The organism is Zhihengliuella salsuginis (assembly GCF_014651715.1).
GTDB lineage: Bacteria > Actinomycetota > Actinomycetes > Actinomycetales > Micrococcaceae > Zhihengliuella > Zhihengliuella salsuginis.
This window is the reverse complement of record NZ_BMXK01000003.1, coordinates 72,510-92,222: the sequence shown is the minus strand read 5'-3', so window position 1 is coordinate 92,222 and position 19,713 is coordinate 72,510. Positions and strand designations below refer to the sequence as shown.

Annotated in this window: 17 protein-coding genes and 1 tRNA gene; 11 read left to right on the top strand and 7 right to left on the bottom strand. The window is 70.1% G+C overall.

All coding sequences use genetic code 11. From position 1 onward, the window contains the following. The first annotated feature begins 64 nt into the window (after nt 1-64). Complete coding sequence (locus IE069_RS04025) at nt 65-1,138, top strand: class I SAM-dependent methyltransferase (protein ID WP_189348834.1); 1,074 nt, start codon at nt 65-67, stop codon at nt 1,136-1,138. A 50-nt stretch (nt 1,139-1,188) separates the two neighbouring features. On the opposite strand, the gene dcd is transcribed toward IE069_RS04025, so the two are convergent. Beyond that, nucleotides 1,189-1,770 carry a dCTP deaminase gene (dcd, locus tag IE069_RS04020; protein ID WP_189348833.1) on the bottom strand — a complete coding sequence of 194 codons (582 nt, stop codon included), beginning with the start codon at nt 1,768-1,770 and terminating at the stop codon, nt 1,189-1,191. Between the two features lie 59 nt (nt 1,771-1,829). Here dcd and IE069_RS04015 point away from each other — a divergent pair, with 59 nt between their 5' ends. Beyond that, nucleotides 1,830-2,657: a M15 family metallopeptidase gene (locus IE069_RS04015; protein WP_189348832.1), complete on the top strand. Its 828-nt coding sequence runs from the start codon at nt 1,830-1,832 to the stop codon at nt 2,655-2,657. A 30-nt stretch (nt 2,658-2,687) separates the two neighbouring features. Here the strand turns inward: IE069_RS04015 and kynA are convergent, their stop codons facing one another. Together kynA and IE069_RS04005 are read right to left on the bottom strand one after the other, a co-directional pair. Then, the gene (gene kynA / locus IE069_RS04010; RefSeq protein ID WP_189348831.1) at nt 2,688-3,542 is read right to left on the bottom strand and encodes a tryptophan 2,3-dioxygenase; all 855 of its coding nucleotides are present in this window, start codon (nt 3,540-3,542) and stop codon (nt 2,688-2,690) included. Between the two features lie 61 nt (nt 3,543-3,603). After that, entirely contained in the window at nt 3,604-5,310 is a 1,707-nt protein-coding gene (locus tag IE069_RS04005) for a fumarate hydratase (RefSeq protein ID WP_189348992.1), read from the bottom strand. Nucleotides 5,311-5,449: 139 nt separating this feature from the next. Here IE069_RS04005 and IE069_RS04000 point away from each other — a divergent pair, with 139 nt between their 5' ends. The 8 genes from IE069_RS04000 (at nt 5,450) to IE069_RS03965 (ending at nt 11,324) form a co-directional block, all read left to right on the top strand. Then, nucleotides 5,450-5,920 (top strand): SseB family protein, encoded by a 471-nt coding sequence (locus tag IE069_RS04000; RefSeq protein ID WP_189348830.1) that lies wholly within the window; start codon nt 5,450-5,452, stop codon nt 5,918-5,920. An 83-nt stretch (nt 5,921-6,003) separates the two neighbouring features. Next, a complete protein-coding gene (locus IE069_RS03995; protein WP_229790930.1) occupies nt 6,004-7,257 on the top strand; it encodes a multidrug effflux MFS transporter in 1,254 nt (417 codons plus the stop codon). 70 nt (nt 7,258-7,327) lie between these two features. Next, a tRNA-Gly gene (locus IE069_RS03990) sits at nt 7,328-7,398 on the top strand. A gap of 116 nt (nt 7,399-7,514) precedes the next feature. Continuing rightward, nucleotides 7,515-7,949, top strand: a complete 435-nt coding sequence (panD, locus tag IE069_RS03985) for an aspartate 1-decarboxylase (protein WP_189348829.1) — start codon at nt 7,515-7,517, stop codon at nt 7,947-7,949. 3 nt (nt 7,950-7,952) lie between these two features. After that, nucleotides 7,953-8,882 carry an AEC family transporter gene (locus IE069_RS03980; protein WP_189348828.1) on the top strand — a complete coding sequence of 310 codons (930 nt, stop codon included), beginning with the start codon at nt 7,953-7,955 and terminating at the stop codon, nt 8,880-8,882. 146 nt (nt 8,883-9,028) lie between these two features. Next, complete coding sequence (locus IE069_RS03975; protein WP_189348827.1) at nt 9,029-9,877, top strand: amino acid ABC transporter substrate-binding protein; 849 nt, start codon at nt 9,029-9,031, stop codon at nt 9,875-9,877. A gap of 24 nt (nt 9,878-9,901) precedes the next feature. Then, nucleotides 9,902-10,567 (top strand): amino acid ABC transporter permease, encoded by a 666-nt coding sequence (locus IE069_RS03970; protein ID WP_189348826.1) that lies wholly within the window; start codon nt 9,902-9,904, stop codon nt 10,565-10,567. Further along, nucleotides 10,554-11,324 (top strand): amino acid ABC transporter ATP-binding protein, encoded by a 771-nt coding sequence (locus IE069_RS03965; protein ID WP_308425370.1) that lies wholly within the window; start codon nt 10,554-10,556, stop codon nt 11,322-11,324. The genes IE069_RS03970 and IE069_RS03965 overlap by 14 nt, the downstream gene beginning before the upstream one ends. A gap of 234 nt (nt 11,325-11,558) precedes the next feature. Here IE069_RS03965 and IE069_RS03960 read toward each other — a convergent pair whose 3' ends face one another. The 4 genes from IE069_RS03960 to IE069_RS03945 form a co-directional block, all read right to left on the bottom strand. Further along, nucleotides 11,559-12,755, bottom strand: a complete 1,197-nt coding sequence (locus IE069_RS03960; RefSeq protein ID WP_189348825.1) for a cystathionine gamma-synthase — start codon at nt 12,753-12,755, stop codon at nt 11,559-11,561. Then, complete coding sequence (locus IE069_RS03955; protein WP_189348824.1) at nt 12,752-14,152, bottom strand: O-acetylhomoserine aminocarboxypropyltransferase/cysteine synthase family protein; 1,401 nt, start codon at nt 14,150-14,152, stop codon at nt 12,752-12,754. The genes IE069_RS03960 and IE069_RS03955 overlap by 4 nt, the downstream gene beginning before the upstream one ends. A gap of 149 nt (nt 14,153-14,301) precedes the next feature. Beyond that, the gene (gene metE, locus IE069_RS03950; RefSeq protein ID WP_189348823.1) at nt 14,302-16,662 is read right to left on the bottom strand and encodes a 5-methyltetrahydropteroyltriglutamate--homocysteine S-methyltransferase; all 2,361 of its coding nucleotides are present in this window, start codon (nt 16,660-16,662) and stop codon (nt 14,302-14,304) included. Nucleotides 16,663-16,711: 49 nt separating this feature from the next. Then, nucleotides 16,712-17,689 carry a methylenetetrahydrofolate reductase gene (locus IE069_RS03945; protein WP_189348822.1) on the bottom strand — a complete coding sequence of 326 codons (978 nt, stop codon included), beginning with the start codon at nt 17,687-17,689 and terminating at the stop codon, nt 16,712-16,714. A 372-nt stretch (nt 17,690-18,061) separates the two neighbouring features. Between IE069_RS03945 and IE069_RS03940 the strand changes: the two genes are divergently transcribed. After that, the gene (locus IE069_RS03940) at nt 18,062-19,711 is read left to right on the top strand and encodes a helicase HerA-like domain-containing protein (protein WP_444545866.1); all 1,650 of its coding nucleotides are present in this window, start codon (nt 18,062-18,064) and stop codon (nt 19,709-19,711) included. The last annotated feature ends 2 nt before the right edge of the window (nt 19,712-19,713 follow it).

Below are 19,713 nucleotides of genomic sequence, written 5' to 3'. Positions count from 1 at the left end.
CCGTGAAACTCCCGTGAATCCCCTGGGGCGCAGGCTGAACCTGTCAATCCAATGAGGAGGAATCATGACAACCGCAGCACTTGACATGCAGAAGGTCGGCGCGTTCGCCCAGCAGGTCGGCGGCGTACTGGCCAGCGGGGCGACGACCGCGATGATGGTGGTCGGCGACCGGGCCGGATTCTATGCCGCCCTGGCCGCCGGCGGCGCGTCCACCCCGGAGCAGCTCGCCCGGCGGACCGGGACGGCTGAGCGCTACGTCCGCGAGTGGCTCTCGCAGCAGGCGGCGGCCGGCATCGTCGCCTTCGACCCGTCCGAAGGGTCCTTCATCCTGCCTCCGGAGCACGCCGCCGTGCTGGCCTCCGACGACTCGCCGGCTGCGATGATCGGGGCAGCCCCGCTGATCAGCGGGATGCACCGAAGGATCGACCAGCTGGTGGACGCGTTCCGCAGCGGCGCCGGCATCCCCTGGTCGGACCAGGACCCGGCCACGTTCGAGTCGACGGAGAGGTTCTTCCGCGTCGGCTACCGCAACAACCTGGTGAGCGAGTGGATCCCCGCGCTGTCCGACGTCCACGACAAGCTGGAGGCGGGCGCCACGGTGGTCGACGTCGGCTGCGGGCGAGGCGCCCCCGTCCTGTTGATGGCCGAGGCGTATCCGAAGTCCCAGTTCGTCGGCTACGACGCGCACCCGCCGTCGATCGAGACGGCCACGGCGCGGGCCGTCGAGGCCGGGGTCTCGGACCGGGTGCGGTTCCAGACCGGCCACTGCCACGGATACCCGGATACCGGCGTGGACATCATCACCTTTTTCGATGCTTTCCACGACCTCGGCGACCCGGTGGGGGCGGCTGCGCACGCCCGGCGGGCCCTCGCCCCCGACGGCACCCTGGTGCTGGTGGAGCCGTTGGCCGCTGATGATCTCGCGACGACGCTGGCCACCGTGCCGATGGCGGCGATCGGCTACGCGGCATCGACCTTCATGTGCACGCCGAACTCGTTGTCCCAGCCGGTCGGGCTGGCACTGGGAGCGCACGCCGGCGAGACCCGGCTGAGGGAGGTGCTCGACGAGGCCGGCTACCGTTCGGTGCGCCGGGCCGCCGAGAACGACTTCAACATGGTTCTCGAGGCGAAGCCGTAGCGTCCTGCCGCGACGCTCCCGGCGGGCACGGGCCCGCCGGGAGCGTCGCGCTACGTGGCGAGGTCGGTGCGGTGGTAGTTCAGGTGGCTGCGCGACGCCGTCGGGCCGCGCTGGCCCTGGTAGCGGTTCCCGTACTTGCCGGAGCCGTACGGGTGGTCGGACGGCGACGTCAGCCGGAAGAAGCACAGCTGCCCGATCTTCGAACCCGGCCAGAGCTTGATCGGCAGCGTCGCCATGTTCGACAGCTCGAGCGTGACGTGCCCCGTGAAGCCGGGGTCGATGAAGCCGGCGGTGGAGTGCGTGAGCAGCCCCAGGCGGCCGAGCGAGGACTTGCCCTCGAGGCGCGCCGCGACGTCGTCCGGCAGGGAGACCTGCTCGTAGGTCGCCCCGAGCACGAACTCCCCCGGGTGCAGGATGAACGCCTCGTCGGGATCGACCTCGACGAGGCGCGTCAGCTCGGGCTGGTCCGCTGCGGGGTCGATGTGGGCGTACTTGTGGTTGTCGAACAGCCGGAAGAAGCGGTCCAGGCGCACGTCCACGCTGGACGGCTGGATCATGGACGGTTCATACGGGTCGAGCCCGATGCGTCCGGAGTCGAGTTCGGAGCGGATATCACGATCAGAGAGCAGCACGCACCCCAAAATATCCTATCTGTCGCCGCTCAGCTTCCTTGGCTACGATTGGTGGAAGCATGCACTTCCACGATTCAGACCGCACCCCGTCCCGCAGCCGGCGCGGATCCGCACCCCCGGCCGTGCTGCGCCGCGCCCTCGCGGCTGTCGCCCTGCTGGCGGCGGCCGTCGTCGTCGCACCCTCCGCCGTCGCCGCGGCCCCGACCGTGGACGAGACCCAGGACCCCGCGTCGCCGGCCGCCATCGTGAACCCCGCCCGACCGCTCGACCCCGTGGACTACGTCCCGGAGGAGCTGGAGACCGTCTCCAGCTCCGGCGACCAGCTGGTCCCCGAGGCCGCTGCCGCCACACGCGAACTCGTCGACGCCGCGGCCGCCGCGGGCCACGCGCTGGCCGTCGAGAGCGGCTACCGGTCCTACGACCGGCAGCACCAGCTCTTCGACTCCTACGCGGCCCGCTACGGCGAGGCCTACGCCTCCCGCATCTCCGCGGAACCGGGCACCAGCGAGCACCAGCTCGGCCTGGCAGTCGACCTGGGCCTGGCCAGCGGCCTGTGCTCCCTGCAGACCTGCTTCGGGGACACCCCGGCCGGGCAGTGGATCGCCGAGCACGCCGGGGAGTTCGGATTCATCGTCCGCTACCCCGAGGCGGCCGAGGAGCAGACCGGCTACTCGTACGAGCCGTGGCACCTGCGCTACCTCGGGGACGCGACCGTCGCCGACTTCACCGCTTCGAAGGCGGGCACCTACGAGGAGTACGTGGCCGCGCTCGAGGCGGCGGCCGACGTCGTCTCCGAACCGCTGACCGGGCAGTCCCCGCTCAGCCCGCTGCGCATCGACGTGACGGACGGCCTCTTCCGGCTGCCGAGCTGGGCCGGGGCCGAGTAGGCCCGGCCCGCCCGAGACCGAGGCGGGGCGTCAGGCGCCGATCTCGGTGCGGACGGCCAGCAGCTCGGGGAAGAACGTGAGCTCGAGGGCGCGCTTCAGGAAGCCGACGCCGGACGATCCGGCCGTTCCGCGCTTGAAACCGATGGTGCGCTCGACCGTCTTCATGTGGCGGAAGCGCCAGAGCTGGAAGTTCTCCTCGAGGTCGACGAGCTCCTCGCAGGCCTCGTAGAGGTCCCAGTACTCGGACGCGTTCTCGTAGATCTCCTTGTAGACCGCGACGAGCCCCTCGGAGAACACGTGCGCCTGTGTGACGTCGCGGTCCAGCAGTTCGGCCGGCACGTCGAAGCCCTTGCGGGCGAGCAGGCGGACGAACTCGTCGTAGATGCTCGGCAGGTTCAGCAGCTCGGTCAGCACCTGCTGGGCTTCCGGATCGGCCTCGAAGACCTTGACCATGCCCGCGTTCTTGTTCCCCAGCAGGAACTCGACTGCGCGGTACTGGTAGGACTGGAAGCCGCTGGAGGCGCCCAGGTCGCCGCGGAACTCGGCGTACTCGCTCGGCGTCAACGTCGCCAGCACGCTCCACTGCTCAGTCAGGGACCGCTGGATGTGCTTCACCCGCGCGATGTGCTTGAGCGCGAACCGCAGGTCGTCCTCGCGCAGACGGCGCCGGATCGCCTTGAGCTCGTGCAGCATCAGCTTGAGCCAGAGCTCCGACGTCTGATGCTGGATGATGAACAGCATCTCGTCGTGGTGCTCGGGCCGGCTCACGGGGTGTTGCGAGTTCAGCAGAGTTTCCAGGCCCAGGTAGGAGCCGTAACTCATCTTGTCGCGGAAATCGGTCTCGATCTCCGCCTCTAGTGCTCGGGTGTTCTTGTCTACAGTCACAGCACACAGCCTAGTCGCGTCCGAGGCGCGGGACACATCGCCGGCCCCGGACGCGGGCCGCCTACTTGGAGCGGACCGGGATGCCTGTGAACGTCGGCGTCATGGTCGCGGCGAAGAAGTCCTCCCCCTTGTCGTCGACGACGATGAACGCCGGGAAGTCCTCGACCTCGATCTTCCAGACGGCCTCCATGCCGAGCTCCTCGTACTCGAGCACGTCGACCTTCTTGATGCAGTCGAGGGCCAGGCGGGCGGCCGGGCCGCCGATGGAGCCCAGGTAGAACCCGCCGTGCTCATTGCAGGCGTCCGTGACCTGGCGGGAGCGGTTGCCCTTGGCCAGCATGACCATCGAGCCGCCGGCGGCCTGGAACTGGTCGACGTACGAGTCCATGCGGCCGGCCGTCGTCGGACCGAACGAACCCGAGGCCATGCCCTCCGGGGTCTTCGCCGGGCCCGCGTAGTAGACGGGGTGGTCCTTCATGTACTGCGGCATCTCCTCGCCGGCGTCGAGGCGCTCCTTGATCTTGGAGTGCGCGATGTCGCGGGCGACGACGAGCGGGCCCGTCAGGGACAGGCGCGTCTTGACCGGGTGCCTGGTCAGCTCGGCGAGGATCTGGTCCATCGGCTGGTTGAGGTCGATCTTGACCACGGAGCTGCCTCCGGTGCCGGAGACGCCGTCGGTCTCGTCGTCGTGCGCGGCGACGGCCGGGTGCGACTCGTCCGGCATGTACTGGGCCGGATCGGTCTCGAGCTGCTCGACGAAGACGCCGTCCTCGGTGATCTTCGCGAGCATCTGGCGGTCGGCCGAGCAGGAGACGGCGATCGCGACCGGCAGCGAGGCGCCGTGGCGCGGCAGGCGGACGACGCGCACGTCGTGGCAGAAGTACTTGCCGCCGAACTGGGCGCCGATGCCGAAGTCCCGCGTCAGCTGGTGGACCTTCTCCTCGAGGTCGGTGTCGCGGAAGCCGCGGCCGGTCATCGCCCCCTCGGTCGGCAGGGTGTCGAGGTACTTCGCCGACGCGTACTTCGCCGTCTTCATCGCGAACTCGGCGCTCGTACCGCCGATGACGATGGCGAGGTGGTACGGCGGGCAGGCCGCCGTGCCGAGCGAGCGCAGCTTCTCGTCCAGGAACTTCAGCATGGCGTTCTCGTTCAGGATCGCCTTGGTCTCCTGGTAGAGGAAGGACTTGTTGGCCGATCCGCCGCCCTTGGCCATGAACAGGAACTTGTACTGGTTCTCGTGGCCCGGCTCGGTGTCCGAGTAGATCTCCACCTGGGCCGGCAGGTTGTTGCCGGTCTGCTTCTCCTCCCAGGTCGTGAGCGGGGCGAGCTGCGAGTAGCGCAGGTTCAGCTGGGTGTAGGCGTCGTAGATGCCCTTCGACAGGGCCTTCTCGTCCGGGCCGTCGGTCAGGACGTGCTGGCCGCGCTTGCCCATCACGATCGCGGTGCCGGTGTCCTGGCACATGGGCAGGATTCCGCCGGCCGCGATATTGGCGTTCTTCAGCAGGTCCAGCGCGACGAACTTGTCGTTCGCGCTCGCCTCCTCGTCGTCGAGGATGTTGCGCAGCTGCTGCAGGTGCGCCGGGCGCAGGTAGTGGGAGATGTCGTGCAGGGCGGTCGTGGCCAGTTCCTGCAGCGTCTCCGGCGCCACCTCCAGGAACCTCCGGCCGCCCGGACCCTCGACGGCCCGGACGCCCTCGGTGGTCAGCAGGCGGTAGGGGGTTTCGTCGGCGCCGATCGGCAGCAGATCCTCATAGCGGAATTCGGTCATCATGCTTCCTTGCAAATGCTTGGTAGTGGCGGCCCGGCACTGGGCGCCCTACCACTTTAGGCCGTGACGCCTCCGGGGCACGAAACCGATTCGGCGGAACAATGTTGCGCCACGACCTCAAGCGTGGTCGGGTGTAGGCATGAGCGAGACGCCTGAGACCAACGAAACGCCCACCGCCGACGCCGGGGAATTCACCCCCGAGGAGCCCCAGAACGACCTGGAGGCCACGCTGCTGGCCGGCCAGCAGGACCCCGAGAAGGCCGGCGACGTCATCGCCACCTTCCTGAACTCCGAGGTCTTCTTCCTCAGCAGCGAAGAGGTGACCGAGGAGTCCAAGGACGTGGCGCCGCTCGTGCTGCAGAACCCGGACGGCGAGCCGCGCATCGCCGTGTTCTCCGACCTGCGCCGTGTCCCGCAGCAATACATCGAGGCCGCACCGTTCGGCGTGAAGGTCACCGGCGCCGCCGTCGTGCAGAACCTCAATGGCGCCGGCCTGGTCCTCAACGCCGGCCACCAGATCGGCTTCGAGATCCCTGCCGAGGGCGTCGACGCCATCCGCCGCGACTTCCAGCCGGTCGACTCCGAGGACGACGGCGCCCCGACCGCCTGACTTCCGCCCTCCCGCGTACTTAATAGTGGGAATTAACTAATCAATCGGCCGGTGACGGGCGAGTTTTCGATACTGTCTATCTGGTGACCGATGACTCGCCCGTTTCCAAACGCCCGCGCTACGTTCCGAGCGTCAAATACATCCTGATGCTCGGCGCCCTCGCGGCGCTTCCGGCCGTGACGGTGGACATGTATCTGCCGTCCCTCCCGACGGTCGCCGCGGAGTTGCACGCCAGCCACGCGGCTGTGCAGTTCACCGTCTCCGCCATGCTGCTCGGCGGCGGCGTCGGCCAGCTGGTGATCGGCCCGTTCTCGGACCGGTTCGGCCGCCGCCTGCCGCTGCTGATCGGCATCAGCCTGCACGTCGCCTTCTCGATCCTGTGCTCCCTGGCCACCAACATCGAGACCCTCATCGCGCTCCGGTGCCTGCAGGGGTTCTTCAACGCCGCGGCGGGCGTGGTCGCGATCGCCGTCATCCGCGACCGGTTCGTGGGTTCCGACGCGGCGCGGCTGCTGTCGAGGCTGATGCTCGTGATCGGCGTCGCGCCCCTCTTCGCGCCGACCATCGGCCAGGCGATCGCCGGCGTCTGGCACTGGCGGGCGGTCTTCTACGCGCTCGCCCTGATCGGCGTCGTCCTGGTCGCGATCGTCTGGCGCTGGATGCCGGAGACCCTTCCGCCCGCGTCCCGCCGGCCCAAGGGGTCGATCGGCGTCCTGCGCGCCTACGGCGTCCTCCTGCGCGACCGCCGCTTCCTGGCCCTCGCCATCGTCCCGGGGCTCGGCATGGCCGTGATCCTCAGCTACGTGGTGGGGTCGCCGTTCGTGTTCCAGAACGAGTTCGGGCTCTCCCCGGGGCAGTTCGCCCTGCTCTTCGCCGTGAACGGCTGCGCCCTGGTGGGATCGGCCCAGATCAACGCGTCGCTGGTCCGGCGGGTCTCCCCCGCCAGGATCCTGCGCGTGGCGGTGCTGGTCCAGCTCGTCTGCGCGCTGCTGCTGCTGGCGGTGGCGGCCACCGGGTTCGGCGGGCTTCCCGCCCTGCTCGGCGCGCTGTGGCTGGTGCTCGGCACGCAGGGCATGATCCCTCCGAACGCCTCCGTCCTGGCCCTCAACGACTACGGGCACATGGCCGGGACGGCGGCCGCCGTGATCGGGGCCCTGCAGGCCGGCGTCGCGGGGCTCGTCAGCCCGCTGGTCGGCGTCTTCGGCGGCGATTCGGTCGCCATGGCCTCGGTGATGCTCGCCGCGGTGACGACGACCGTCGTCGTCCTGCTGTTCGGCACGCCGTTCTACCGTCGGGACGGGTGGCGGCAGCCGACGTCGGCCGCACCCGACGCCTGATTTCGATCCACCTCGCCACCTGCGGTAGAGTGAAGCGCGTTGTTCACGCTCGGGCTGAAAAGCCCGACGCGCGGCTGTAGCTCAATGGTAGAGCCTCTGCTTCCCAAGCAGATTACGCGGGTTCGATTCCCGTCAGCCGCTCGCCCGTCGCGGGAGGATCCAGATCCTCCCGCGACTTTTTTGCATCCCCCGCCGCAGCGGCCGCAGTGGAACAGACCACAGCGCGGCCGCAGCGCGGGGCGTAGAATGGACCTGCCATGAAACGCACAATGTTCAAGTCCAAGATCCACCGCGCGACCGTCACGCAGGCCGACCTGCACTACGTGGGTTCCGTGACGGTCGACTCCGACCTGCTCGACGCCGCCGACATCCTGCCCGGCGAACTCGTGCACATCGTCGACGTGACCAACGGAGCGCGCCTGGAGACGTACACGATCGCCGGCGAGCGCGGCAGCGGCGTGATCGGCATCAACGGGGCCGCCGCCCACCTGATCACCCCCGGCGACACCGTCATCCTCATCAGCTACGCCGAGATGGAGACGGCCGAGGCCCGCGCCTACACCCCCCGCGTGGTGCACGTGAATGCGGACAACGAGATGATCGAGCTCGGCAGCGACCCGGCAGAGGCCGTGTCCGATTCCGTGTCCCGCCCTCCGCACTCCCTGGCCGCCCGCAGCGGCTCCGTCTCCTAAGCCTTGCTCGGGGTCCTGTCGGGGTTCGCCGTCGTCTGGACGGTGATCCTCGTCGGATACGCCGTCGGGCGGACCGGCGTTCTGGGACCCCAGGCCCGCTACGTCCTGAACCGGCTCACCTTCTTCGTCGCGAGCCCGGCGCTGCTCTTCACGACGCTCAAGGACTCCGAACCGACGACGGTCCTGGGGCCCGCCCTCTGGGTCGCCCTCCTCTCCGCGTCGGCCGTCGCACTCACCTACTTCCTCATCACCCGCTGGTGGCTGCGCCGCGAGCCCGCCGAGGCCCTGCTGGGGGCCATGAGCGCCTCGACCGTGAACTCGGCGAACCTCGGCCTGCCGATCGCCGTCTACGTGCTCGGCGACATCACCCAGGCGGCCCCGATCATCCTGTTCCAGCTGGCGCTGTTCAGCCCGGTCTTCCTGACCCTGCTGGACGCGACGACGTCCAAGCACCGCACCACGCCGACGGCGATGCTGCTGCACTCGGCGCGGAACCCCATGATCATCGGCTCCCTGCTCGGCCTGCTCTTCGCGCTCTTCGGCTGGGAGCTTCCGCAGCAGGTCGCGGACCCGATAGAGCTCATCGGCGGCGCGTCCATCCCGGCCATGCTCCTGGCCTTCGGAATCTCGCTCGTCAACTCGCGGCCGCTGGCCAGGGCCGGCGGCCGGCGCGTGGATACGATCGTCGCCTCCGTCCTCAAGCTCTTCCTGCACCCGGTCTTCGCGTGGCTGATCGGCGCGTTCGCCTTCCGGCTCGAGGGCGCCGAGCTCTTCGCCGTCGTCGTCATGGCCGCCCTGCCCACGGCTCAGAACGTCTTCGTGACGGCCTCCCGCTACGAGCGCGGCGTGGTGATCGCCAAGGACACCGTGCTGCTGACCACGATCGCCGCGATCCCGGCCATGATGCTCGTCCCGCTCCTGCTACCGCACTAGCTGTGGAGGGAGTCCTCCCCTGACGCGGAGGGGCGCGCTAGGGTATCGGTAGCACCGCGGAATAATGGCGCCGGCACGCACGCTGAAGCATGGTGGCGCCCCACGCCGTTCACTCGACTTCCAGACCCACCAGAAGGATCCCCGACATGACTCGCTTCCTCCCGTCGATCCCGCTCACCCGCCGCGCGCTGGGCCTCGCGGCCGCAGCCGGTGCCGCCCTCGCCCTCGCCGCCTGCGGCTCCACCGGGTCCGAGACGGGCGGGGAGCCCGCGGAGGCCTCCGCGTCCGGTGTGACGTGGGAGTCGGTCCAGGAGTCGGGCAAGCTGACCATCGGCACCGAGGGCACCTACCGGCCGTTCTCCTACCACGAGGGAGGCGACGGCGAGCTGACGGGGTACGACGTCGAGGTCGCCCGCGCGGTCGGCGAGAAGCTGGGCGTGGAGATCGAATTCGCAGAGACCCAGTGGGACGCGATGTTCGCCGGCCTGAACGCCGGTCGCTTCGACGCGGTCGCCAACCAGGTCACGATGACGCCCGACCGCATGGAGGAGTACCTCTTCAGCACGCCCTACACCGTCAGCACCGGTGTCATCGTCACGTTGGCCGACAACGACTCGATCACCAGCTTCGATGACCTCGAGAGCCAGCGCACGGCACAGTCGCGCGCGAGCAACTGGTACACCCTCGCGGTCGACTCCGGCGCCGAGGTGGAACCGGTCGAGGGTTGGGCGCAATCCGTCACGCTCCTCGAGCAGGGCCGCGTCGACGCCACGATCAACGACAAGCTGACGGTACTGGACTACCAGAAGACCGAGGACAACCAGAACATCAAGATCGCCGCTGAGACGGAGGAGACCTCCGAGGTCGCGTTCGCGTTCCCGAAGGGCTCCGAGTCCGTCGTCGAACAGGTCGACTCGGCTCTGGCGGAACTCGCCGCTGACGGGACGCTCGCCGAGATCTCCACGGAGTACTTCGGCGAGGACGTCTCCCAGTAACCCGGCCACAGGCAGGAGCCATCCATGGGTTTCGACTGGACCCTCTTCTTCGAGTCCCTCGGCCCGATCGCGCTCGCGGGGCTGAAGGGCACGATCCCCCTGGCGCTGTCCAGCTTCGCGCTGGGGCTGGCCCTCGCCGTCGTCGTCGCCCTCATGCGCATCAGCCGCAACAAGGTGCTCTCGTCGATCGCGCGCGGGTACGTCTCGGTCATCCGCGGAACACCGCTGTTGGTGCAGCTCTTCGTCATCTTCTACGGGCTGCCCTCGGTCGGGGTGACGCTGGATCCCTGGCCGAGCGCGATCATCGCGTTCTCGCTCAACGTGGGCGGCTACGCGGCCGAGGTCATCCGCGCCGCCATCCTGTCGGTTCCCAAGGGCCAGTGGGAGGCCGGGTACACGATCGGAATGTCCCGGACGACGACGCTGCGCCGCCTCATCCTGCCCCAGGCCGCCCGCGTCTCCGTTCCGCCGCTGTCCAACACGTTCATCTCCCTGGTCAAGGACACGTCACTGGCCTCGCTCATCCTGGTCAACGAGGCCTTCAAGGAGGCCCAGAACATCGCTGCCTTCAGCCAGAAGTTCATGGTCATCTATCTGGCCGCCGCGCTGGTGTACTGGGTGTTCTGCACCGTCCTCTCCGCCGGCCAGAACCAACTCGAGAAGAAGCTGGACCGCTATGTCGCCCACTGAATCCGCCCCGATGCTGCGGGTGTCCGATCTGCAGAAGTCGTTCGGGGACCACCAGGTCCTCCGCTCGATCGATCTGGCCGTCGAGCCCGGCGAGGTGCTGGCCCTGATCGGCCCGTCGGGTTCCGGCAAGACCACCGTCCTGCGCTGCCTGAACGGCCTCGAGCATCCCGACGGCGGCAACGTCGCTTTCGCGTCCGGACCCGTCGTGGACTTCTCGGCGAAAACCACCAAGCGCCAGCGCGACAGTCTGCGCACCCGCAGCGCCATGGTGTTCCAGAGCTACAACCTGTTCCCGCATATGACCGTGCTGCAGAACGTGATCGAGGGCCCGGTGACGGTGCAGAAGCGCAAGCGCGCGGACGCGGTGGCCGAGGCCGAGCAGCTCCTCGAACGCGTCGGTCTGGGAGCCAAGAAGGCCGCCTACCCGCACGAGCTCTCCGGCGGTCAGCAGCAGCGCGTCGGCATCGTCCGCGCGCTCGCCCTCAAGCCGTCGCTGCTGCTGTTCGACGAGCCGACGTCTGCCCTCGACCCCGAGCTGGTCGGCGACGTCCTGACCGTCATCAAGGAGCTCGCGGAGGAGGGCTGGACGATGGTCCTGGTGACGCACGAGCTGGCCTTCGCCCGGGAGGTCGCCGACGAGGTCGTCTTCATGGACGGCGGCGTCGTCGTCGAGCGCGGACACCCGGACCAGGTCCTGCGCGAGCCGCGCGAAGACCGGACCCGGCAGTTCGTCCACCGCCTCCTGAACCCCTTCTAGCCCGAGTCGGCAGCAGAGTTCGCGGCTGCCGCACATCGAGTCGTCACTGGCGGTGGTTGGCGCCGGGCCCCGCGCGTCGAGTCGTCATTGGTTGCAGCCAAATCCGGCTTTCCCGACACTCAGCGACGATTCGCTGCGGCCTGGCAGGCAATTCTCGACGCTCAGCGACGACTCGTGGGGCGGTGCCGGCCGCCCGCTGACCAAGAGGCAGCGGACGGCCGGATTTGAGAGCACTCAGGCCGCTTGGACAACCCCTCGCGCAGCCCTGACCGCGGCCAGGGCGTCGGCGATGTCCTCCGTGAGGTCGGCGAGATCCTCGACGCCCACCGAGAGGCGGACCAGGTCCGTCGGCACGGCCAGCTCGGTCCCGCGCACGGACGCGTGCGTCATCTCCGAGCAGTAGCAGGCCAGCGACTCGACCCCGCCCAGGCTGACCGACAGCGCGAACAGCGTGGTCGACTCCGCGAACGTCCGCGCCGCAGCCTCGTCGCCGAAGCGCAGGGAGACGATCCCGCCGAAGCCGCTCATCTGCCGCTTGGCGAGCTCGTGTCCGGGGTGCTCCGGCAGGCCCGGATACAGGACCTGGGCGACGCCGTCCTGCTCGCGCGCCCACTCGGCGAGCTGCTGCGCGTTGGCACTGTGCCGTTCCATGCGCAGCCCGAGCGTCTTGAGTCCGCGGGCGGCCAGGTAGCTGTCCTGCGGACCAGCCACCGCTCCCCCGGCGAACTGCTGGAATCCGACCGCCTCGGCGAGGCTCTTGCCGCGGAATTCCCGGTCCGAGACGATCACTGCGCCGCCGAGGACGTCCGAGTGGCCGCCGATGTACTTGGTGGTCGAGTGCACCACGACGTCGGCGCCCAGCGCGAGCGGCCGCTGCAGGTACGGCGAGGCGAAGGTGTTGTCGACGACGAGCAGCGCGTCGGCCTCGCGGGCGATCTGCGCCCACGCCGCGATGTCCGCGATGCCGAGCAGCGGATTCGACGGCGTCTCCAGCCACAGCACGCGCGTGGCACCCGGCCGCACAGCCGCACGCACCGCGTCGGTGTCGGTGATGTCGACGGCCGTGTTGGACACGCCCCAGCGGCCGAACAACTGGTTGACAAGTCGATTGGTTCCACCGTAGCCGTCGCCGCCGAGCACGATGTGGTCCCCCGGCTCCAGGACGGCACGCAGCAGCGCGTCCTCCCCGGCGAGGCCGGACGCGAAGGCGAAGCCGGCGTGCCCGCCCTCGAGCGCGGCGAGCTGCGTCTGGAAGCCGTCGCGCGTCGGGTTGGAGCCGCGCGAGTACTCGTGGCCGCCGCGCAGGACGTTGATCCCGTCCTGCACGAACGTCGACGTCTGGTAGATCGGCGGGATCACGGCCCCGGTCAGCGGGTCCGGCTCCTGTCCGGCGTGGATGGCGAGGGTGTTGAATCCGCGGGCGTCGCTCATCGGGCCACGCCTCCTTCCGTGGTGGTCAGTCCGGCAGTGGCGTCGCTGACGGTCAGCAGCGCCTGGTCGAGGTCGTCGATGATGTCCGCAGGCTCCTCGAGGCCGATCGAGACGCGGATCGTGGTCTCGGAGATTCCGGCCGCGGCCCGCTGCGCGCGTGTCATGCGGCAGTGGGTCATCGCGGCCGGGTGCGAGACGAGGGAGCGGGTGTCGCCGAGGTTGGCGACCAGCTTGAACACGCCGAGCGCGTCGATGAAGCGCTCGACGGCGCGCGGATCCTCGTCCGCGTCCGCGGCCAGGTCGAAGGCGAACACCGACCCGGCACCGGCCGGGAAGTCCCGGGCGAGGACGCGCGAGGTGACGGCCTCCGGTTCCTGCTCGATCAACACGGACGGGTGGTGGACCCGCGAGACGGCCGGATGCCGGGCCAGGTGGGCGGCGACGGCCCGGGCGTTCTGCCCGTGCCGTGCCACACGCAGCTCGAGCGTCTCGACTCCGCGCAGGATCTCGGCGGAGGCGCTGGGCGAGAGCGCGGGGCCGAGGTCGTGCAGGTACTTGGTCCGGACCAGGGCGGCGAAAGCGCGTTTTCCGTAGCGCTCGACGAGGGTGGCCCCGGCGCTGGCGCCGGCGGCGTAGCGCTCCTTGTCGCCGGCCAGTTGCTGCCACTTCGCGGGGTCGGCGGCGAAGTCGAACGTGCCGGCGTCGACGAGGACCCCGGCCAGCGTGCTGCCGTGACCCCCGAGGAACTTCGTCGCCGAATGCACCACGACGTCGGCGCCGTGCTCGATCGGCCGGTAGAGCGCCGGCGTCGCCAGCGTGTTGTCGACGACGACGGGCACTCCGGCGGCGTGCGCGATCTCCGCGATCGCGGGCAGGTCCGGCAGCTCGGCGAGCGGGTTCGTGATCGACTCGAGCAGCACGGCGCGGGTCTGCGGCGTGACGGCCGTGCGCCAGGCGTCGAGGTCCTGGTGGTCGACGAAGTCCACGTGGTAGCCGAAGTCGGCGAAGGTGTCGGTGAGCAGGTCCATGGTGCCGCCGTACAGCTGGTGGGCCGCGACGATCCGGCGCCCGGCGCCGTCGTGCTCCGCTCCGCCGGCGCGCTCGGCGTCGCCGCGCCCGAGCAGGGCGAGCAGGGCGAGCGCGACGGCGGACTGGCCGCTGGAGGTCGCGACGGCGGCGACGCCGCCCTCCAGCTCCGCGACGCGCGCTTCCAGCACCGCGACGGTCGGGTTGCCGGTGCGCGTGTAGGTGAAGCCCGGCTTGGTCTGGGCGAACATCTGCTGCGCGTCCGCGTAGGACGGGAACTCGTAGGCGGTGGTCTGCAGGACCGGGACGGACACCGGGTAGTGCGGACCCTGCGGTGTGTAGCCGGAGTGGATGGAGGTGGTTGAACTCATGGAAGGGGCTCCTCAAGTCCTGAGTTCCCGTGCCGGGCGGGCGGGGCGGCGCACATTTGGTGCGCCGCCCGCCCGGCGTGCGGAGAGGGGTGGATGGTAGGTGGTGCGCCCGGGCGCGGCGGCTGCCGCGCCCGGGGGACGGGGCGTGCCTAGGCCGGGACCTCGGCCAGCAGGGCGGCGCGGGCCGACTCGGTGGCGGCGACGACGTTGCGCAGCGACGCGACGGTCTCCTCGTAGCCGCGGGTCTTCAGCCCGCAGTCCGGGTTGATCCAGAGCTGCGGCAGCGGCACGTTGGCGATGGCCGTCTTGATGAGCGACTCGACCTCCTCGGTGGACGGCACACGCGGCGAGTGGATGTCGTAGACGCCCGGGCCGACGCCGCGGCGGTAGCCGAACTCGGCGAGGTCGGCGGCGACCTCCATCTTGGAGCGGGCGGCCTCGATGCTCGTCACGTCCGCGTTCAGGCCGTCGATGCCGGCGATGACCTCGCCGAACTCCGAGTAGCAGAGGTGCGTGTGGATCTGCGTGTCCGGGCGCACGCCGGAGGTCGCCAGGCGGAACGACTCGACCGACCACTTCAGGTAGGACGCCTGGTCCGCGGCGCGCAGCGGCAGCAGCTCGCGCAGCGCCGGCTCGTCGACCTGGATGATGGCCGTGCCGTCGGCCTCGAGGTCGGCGATCTCGTCGCGCAGGGCCAGTGCCACCTGGTCGGCGGTCTCGCCGAGCGGCTGGTCGTTGCGGACGAAGGACCACGCCAGGATGGTCACCGGGCCGGTGAGCATGCCCTTGAGCGGCTTCTCGGTCAGCGACTGCGCGTAGCGGGTCCACGGCGCCGTGAACGCCGCCGGGCGGGTCACGTCGCCCCAGAGGATCGACGGGCGCGTGCAGCGCGAGCCGTAGGACTGCACCCAGCCGTTGACGGTCTCGGCGAAGCCGTCGAAGTTCTCGGCGAAGTACTGGACCATGTCGTTGCGCTCCGGCTCGCCGTGCACCAGGACGTCGAGGCCGAGATCCTCCTGGAGTGCCACCACGCGGGCGATCTCCTCCTTGAGGAACTGGTCGTACTGCTCGGCGGTGATCTTGCCGGCGCGGAACTCGGCGCGGGCCTTCCGGACCTCGCCCGTCTGCGGGAAGGAGCCGATCGTGGTGGTGGGCAGGTCCGGCAGGTTCAGCCGGGCCTTCTGCGCCTCGGCGCGCTGCTCGGCCGGCGCGCGGTCGATGTCCTGCTCGGTCAGGGCGGCCTGGCGCTGCCGGACCGACTCGACCCGGGTGCCGGCGAAGGATGCACGGTGCTCGATGGCGGCGTCGGAGGCGGCGATCTCCGCCTCGATGCCGGCCGTCCCGTCGGCCAGGCCCTTCGCGAGGGTGAGGACCTCGGCGACCTTCTGGTCGGCGAAGGCCAGCCAGCCCGGCAGGTGCTCCGGCAGGCTCGGCTCCAGCGTCACGTCGTGCGGGACGTGCAGCATCGAGGTGGTCGTGGCGACGGCGAGGTCGCCCGCCACGGCCGACTCCAGACCCACGAGGGTCTGCAGCGAGGCGGCGAGGTCGTTGCGCCAGATGTTGCGCCCGTCGACGACGCCCGCGACGAGGCGGGTCGCCCCGAGAGCCGTCAGCTGGCCGGCGGCCGGGATCGCGCCGCGGACCAGGTCCGCGTGCACGGCCTCGATGCCGGTCGACGCCAGGGCGGCCAGGCCGGCACCCGGTGCGGTGATGTCGCCCGCGGTCCCGTAGCCCGTGGTGACGAACAGGGAGGGGCGCGCGACGCCGTCGTACTCCTTCTCGCCGGCGAGGGCGGCGTAGGCCTTCTCGGCGAGCGGGACGAGCGTGCTGCCGCGCTCGGTGACCAGGCCCGGCTCGTCGAGCTGGACCCATTCGGCGCCGGCGGCGGCCAGCTGGGCGATGATGCCGCGGTAGGCGGCGACCGCGTCGTCGAGGCGGTCCAGCGGGTCGAAGCCCTCCGGGGCGCCCTCCTCCGGCTTGGACAGCAGCAGGTACGTCACGGGGCCGACGAGGACCGGGCGCAGCGTGTTGCCGCGGGCGGACTGGCGCTTGACGATCCCGGCGAGGCCGTCGGCCAGGGCGCGGAACGGGGTCTCGGGGCCGATCTCCGGGACGAGGTAGTGGTAGTTGGTGTCGAACCACTTGGTCATCTCCAGCGGCTGGCGCTCCTTGTCGCCGCGGGCGAGGGTGAAGTAGGCGTCGGTGCCGACCTCTCCGTCCGGTCCGCCCAGGTCGGCGAAGCGCTGCGGCAGCGCGCCGAGGGCGGCCGTGGTGTCGAGGACCTGGTCATACAGGGCGAAGTCGGCCGGGATCGAGGAGTCCGCAGCCGAGAGGCCCAGCTCGACGAGGCGGTCGATGGTGCGGTCCTGCAGGGCCTCGGCCGCGGCGTTCAGCTCGGCGTGCGTGCTGTCGCCCTTCCAGTAGGACTCGACGGCCTTCTTCAGCTCGCGGTTCGGGCCGATTCGCGGGTAGCCGAGGATCGTGGCGTTCGGGAAGGTGTTGCTGCTCATGGTGCTGCTCCTTGCGGGTTGTGTCGTCTGGGAGGTCGTGGGTGGTCGGTCAGGCGTGGGCGAGTCGGGACGCGGCGCTGAGGGCGTCGGCGTCCCCGTAGTCGGCGCCCTCGCGGGCGTCGGCGGTGCCGGAACCCGTCAGCTGCAGGGCGTCGACGACGTCGAGCGGGCTGCGGGCGTCGTTGAACGTGTAGAGGTGCAGGCCGGGGGCGCCGCCGTCGAACGCGGCCTGGGCCAGCTCGGCGGCGTGTCCGACGCCGATGCGGTGGCGCTCGGCGTCCGAGGAGGCGTCGGCGAGCCGGGCCCGCAGCGCCTCGTCGGGTTCCAGCCCCGAGAGTTCGCAGAGGCGCAGCAGTCGGCGCTCGTTGTTCACGGGCATGATGCCCGGGACGATCGGGATGGTCACTCCGGCGGCACGGGCTTCGCGGACGAGGTTCGTGTAGTCGGCGGGGTCGAAATAGATCTGGGTGATCGCGAAGTTCGCCCCGGCGCGCTCCTTGGCGAGCAGGACCTCGACGTCGTGCCGGAACGTCGGCGACTCGGGGTGGCGCGTGGGGTAGGCGGCCACGCCGATCGCCAGGCGGCCGGCGGCCAGCGAGGCGGAGCGCCGGTTCTCCACGTTGCGGATGAGCTCCACCAGGTAGCGGGCGAAGGGCAGTTCGCCGTGGGCCGACGCGGCGTCGTGCTCGGCGCCCTCCGGCTTGTCGCCCCGCAGGGCCAGGACGCCCCGGACGCCGAGCGCCACCAGGTGGTTCACGAGCCGGTCGAGCGACTCGCGGGTCTCGCCGACGCAGGTCAGGTGGGCCAGCGGACGCAGCCGGGTGTGCTCGATCAGGTGCCCGATGAGCTCCACCGAGGCGCGCCGGCGCTCCGGGGTGCCGTTGTAGGTCACGGAGACGTAGTCCGGTGCGCTGGCCGCGAGTGCGGAGATCACGTCGACGGTTTTCGACTTGGCCTGGTCGTTGCGCGGCGGATAGAGCTCGTAGGACAACGACGGCGCTACCGCCGAGGCCGCGTATTCAGTCATTTCTTCTCCTCGCTGATCCGCGAAGGAGGACACCACGAACAACGCCCGCGTACAGGCCGCCGAGGGGCGGACCGTCTGCAGGCGTGGACGACGTGGATGCGTCTCCATCGCTTCTGGCGGTAGCACCGTTCCTCAGTCCCCGGCTCGTGCTCCGGGTCCCTCGGATGGTTGCTGCGGCGTCGTCGATCCAGATCTCTCGGCCGCTCTTGATGGGTTGGTGATTCCATCGTGAGTCCAGCCGCGCCGTCGGCACAAGTGCGCCGCCGCAGGGCGCTTCACAGTGCTGCACATGACATGTCGTGACCGTTTGCTGCTCGATGTGTCGCCTGTTTCCGGGCCGTTCGAGACTCAAGAGCGTCACAAGACGCGACTGTGACGCCCGATTCGGCCGGCACCCTCCCCCCGCCGCGCGCCCGGGCCGACTACTCTGGTGCCATGGCAAAGAAGTCACCCGCGGAACGCGCAGAAACCATCGCCAACGGATACGTCTTCGACGGGAGCTCCCTCGCCCTGGGCGCGGCGCTCGTCGACGGAGAGGTCTTCCCCGATGCGCAGGTGGCCCTGCCGCTGCGGATGATGAACCGCCACGGTCTCGTCGCCGGCGCGACGGGCACCGGCAAGACCATCACCCTGCAGGTCATGGCGGAGCAGCTCTCCGAGGCCGGGGTCCCGACGTTCCTCGCCGACATCAAAGGCGACCTGACCGGCCTGTCCACTGCGGGAACGAGCTCCGAGAAGCTGCTCGAGCGCACCGCCTCGATCGGCATGGACTGGGAGTCGAAGACCTACCCCGTCGACTACTTCTCGCTCGGCGGCAAGGGCGCCGGCGTCCCGATCCGCGCGACCGTCTCCTCCTTCGGGCCGCTCCTGCTCTCCCGTGTGCTCGGCCTGAACGAGACGCAGGAGTCCTCGCTCATGCTGGTCTTCCACTACGCGGACAAGAAGGACCTGGAACTCGACGACCTCAAGGACCTGCGCGCCGTCATCGGGCACCTGACCAGCGACGAGGGCAAGGCCGAGCTGGCGGACCTCGGCGGCCTGAACTCGGCCACGGCCGGCGTGATCCTGCGCAACCTCGTCACCCTCGAGACACAGGGCGGGGACCGGTTCTTCGGCGAGCCGGAGTTCGACACCGCCGAGCTCCTGCGCACCGCCGAGGACGGCCGCGGCGTGATCTCGTGCCTCGAACTGCCCAGCCTGCTGCAGCAGCCGCTGCTCTTCTCCACGTTCCTGATGTGGCTCCTCGCGGACCTCTTCGAGGAGCTGCCCGAGGTCGGCGACGCCGACAAGCCCAAGCTGGTCTTCTTCCTCGACGAGGCCCACCTGCTCTTCAAGGACGCCTCCAAGGCGTTCATGGACTCCATCACGACGACGGTGCGCCTGATCCGCTCGAAGGGCGTCGGGGTCTTCTTCGTCACCCAGACGCCCCAGGACGTGCCGTCCGAGGTCCTCGGCCAGCTCGCCAACCGCGTCCAGCACGCGCTGCGCGCGTTCACCCCCGACGACGCGAAGGCCCTCCGGGCCACCGCCTCCACGTTCCCCCACTCCGACTACGACCTCGAAGAGGCCATCACCGGAGCCGGCACCGGCGAGGCCATCGTCACGGTCATGAACGAGAAGGGCGCCCCGACCCCGGTCGCTTGGACGCGCATGTTCTCCCCGCGGTCGAAGATGGGCGCGTCCGCCGGGGACGTCGTCGACGAGGTCGTGGCCGGCTCATCCCTGCTGGGCGCCTACGGCACTGCCGAGGACCAGGAGTCCGCGTACGAGAAGCTGAAAGCCGACTCCGCCCGGGCCGAGCGGTCCGACGGTGGCGAGCGTGCCGCCGGCGGCCGCCGTCGTACCGAGTCGACCGGGGACGCGGCCGCCCGCCCGGCACCGAAGGGCACCGGCTCCCGCCCCGCATCGCGCACGAGCAGGCAGGACAACCCCATGGTGGACGCCGCCGTGAAGGTCGCCGGGATCCTCGGCAAGGAGCTCATGCGGGGGCTCTTCGGCACCCGCCGTCGACGCCGCCGCTGATA

Bases quoted from the DNA above. Each gene is read 5' to 3' on its own strand.
- IE069_RS04025 (WP_189348834.1), top strand. From the start codon at position 65: ATGACAACCGCAGCACTTGACATGCAGAAGGTCGGCGCGTTCGCCCAG.
- IE069_RS04015 (WP_189348832.1), top strand. From the start codon at position 1,830: ATGCACTTCCACGATTCAGACCGCACCCCGTCCCGCAGCCGGCGCGGA.
- IE069_RS04005 (WP_189348992.1), bottom strand. From the start codon at position 5,310: ATGACCGAATTCCGCTATGAGGATCTGCTGCCGATCGGCGCCGACGAA.
- IE069_RS04000 (WP_189348830.1), top strand. From the start codon at position 5,450: ATGAGCGAGACGCCTGAGACCAACGAAACGCCCACCGCCGACGCCGGG.
- panD (WP_189348829.1), top strand. From the start codon at position 7,515: ATGAAACGCACAATGTTCAAGTCCAAGATCCACCGCGCGACCGTCACG.
- IE069_RS03975 (WP_189348827.1), top strand. From the start codon at position 9,029: ATGACTCGCTTCCTCCCGTCGATCCCGCTCACCCGCCGCGCGCTGGGC.
- IE069_RS03970 (WP_189348826.1), top strand. From the start codon at position 9,902: ATGGGTTTCGACTGGACCCTCTTCTTCGAGTCCCTCGGCCCGATCGCG.
- IE069_RS03965 (WP_308425370.1), top strand. From the start codon at position 10,554: ATGTCGCCCACTGAATCCGCCCCGATGCTGCGGGTGTCCGATCTGCAG.
- IE069_RS03960 (WP_189348825.1), bottom strand. From the start codon at position 12,755: ATGAGCGACGCCCGCGGATTCAACACCCTCGCCATCCACGCCGGACAG.
- IE069_RS03955 (WP_189348824.1), bottom strand. From the start codon at position 14,152: ATGAGTTCAACCACCTCCATCCACTCCGGCTACACACCGCAGGGTCCG.
- metE (WP_189348823.1), bottom strand. From the start codon at position 16,662: ATGAGCAGCAACACCTTCCCGAACGCCACGATCCTCGGCTACCCGCGA.
- IE069_RS03945 (WP_189348822.1), bottom strand. From the start codon at position 17,689: ATGACTGAATACGCGGCCTCGGCGGTAGCGCCGTCGTTGTCCTACGAG.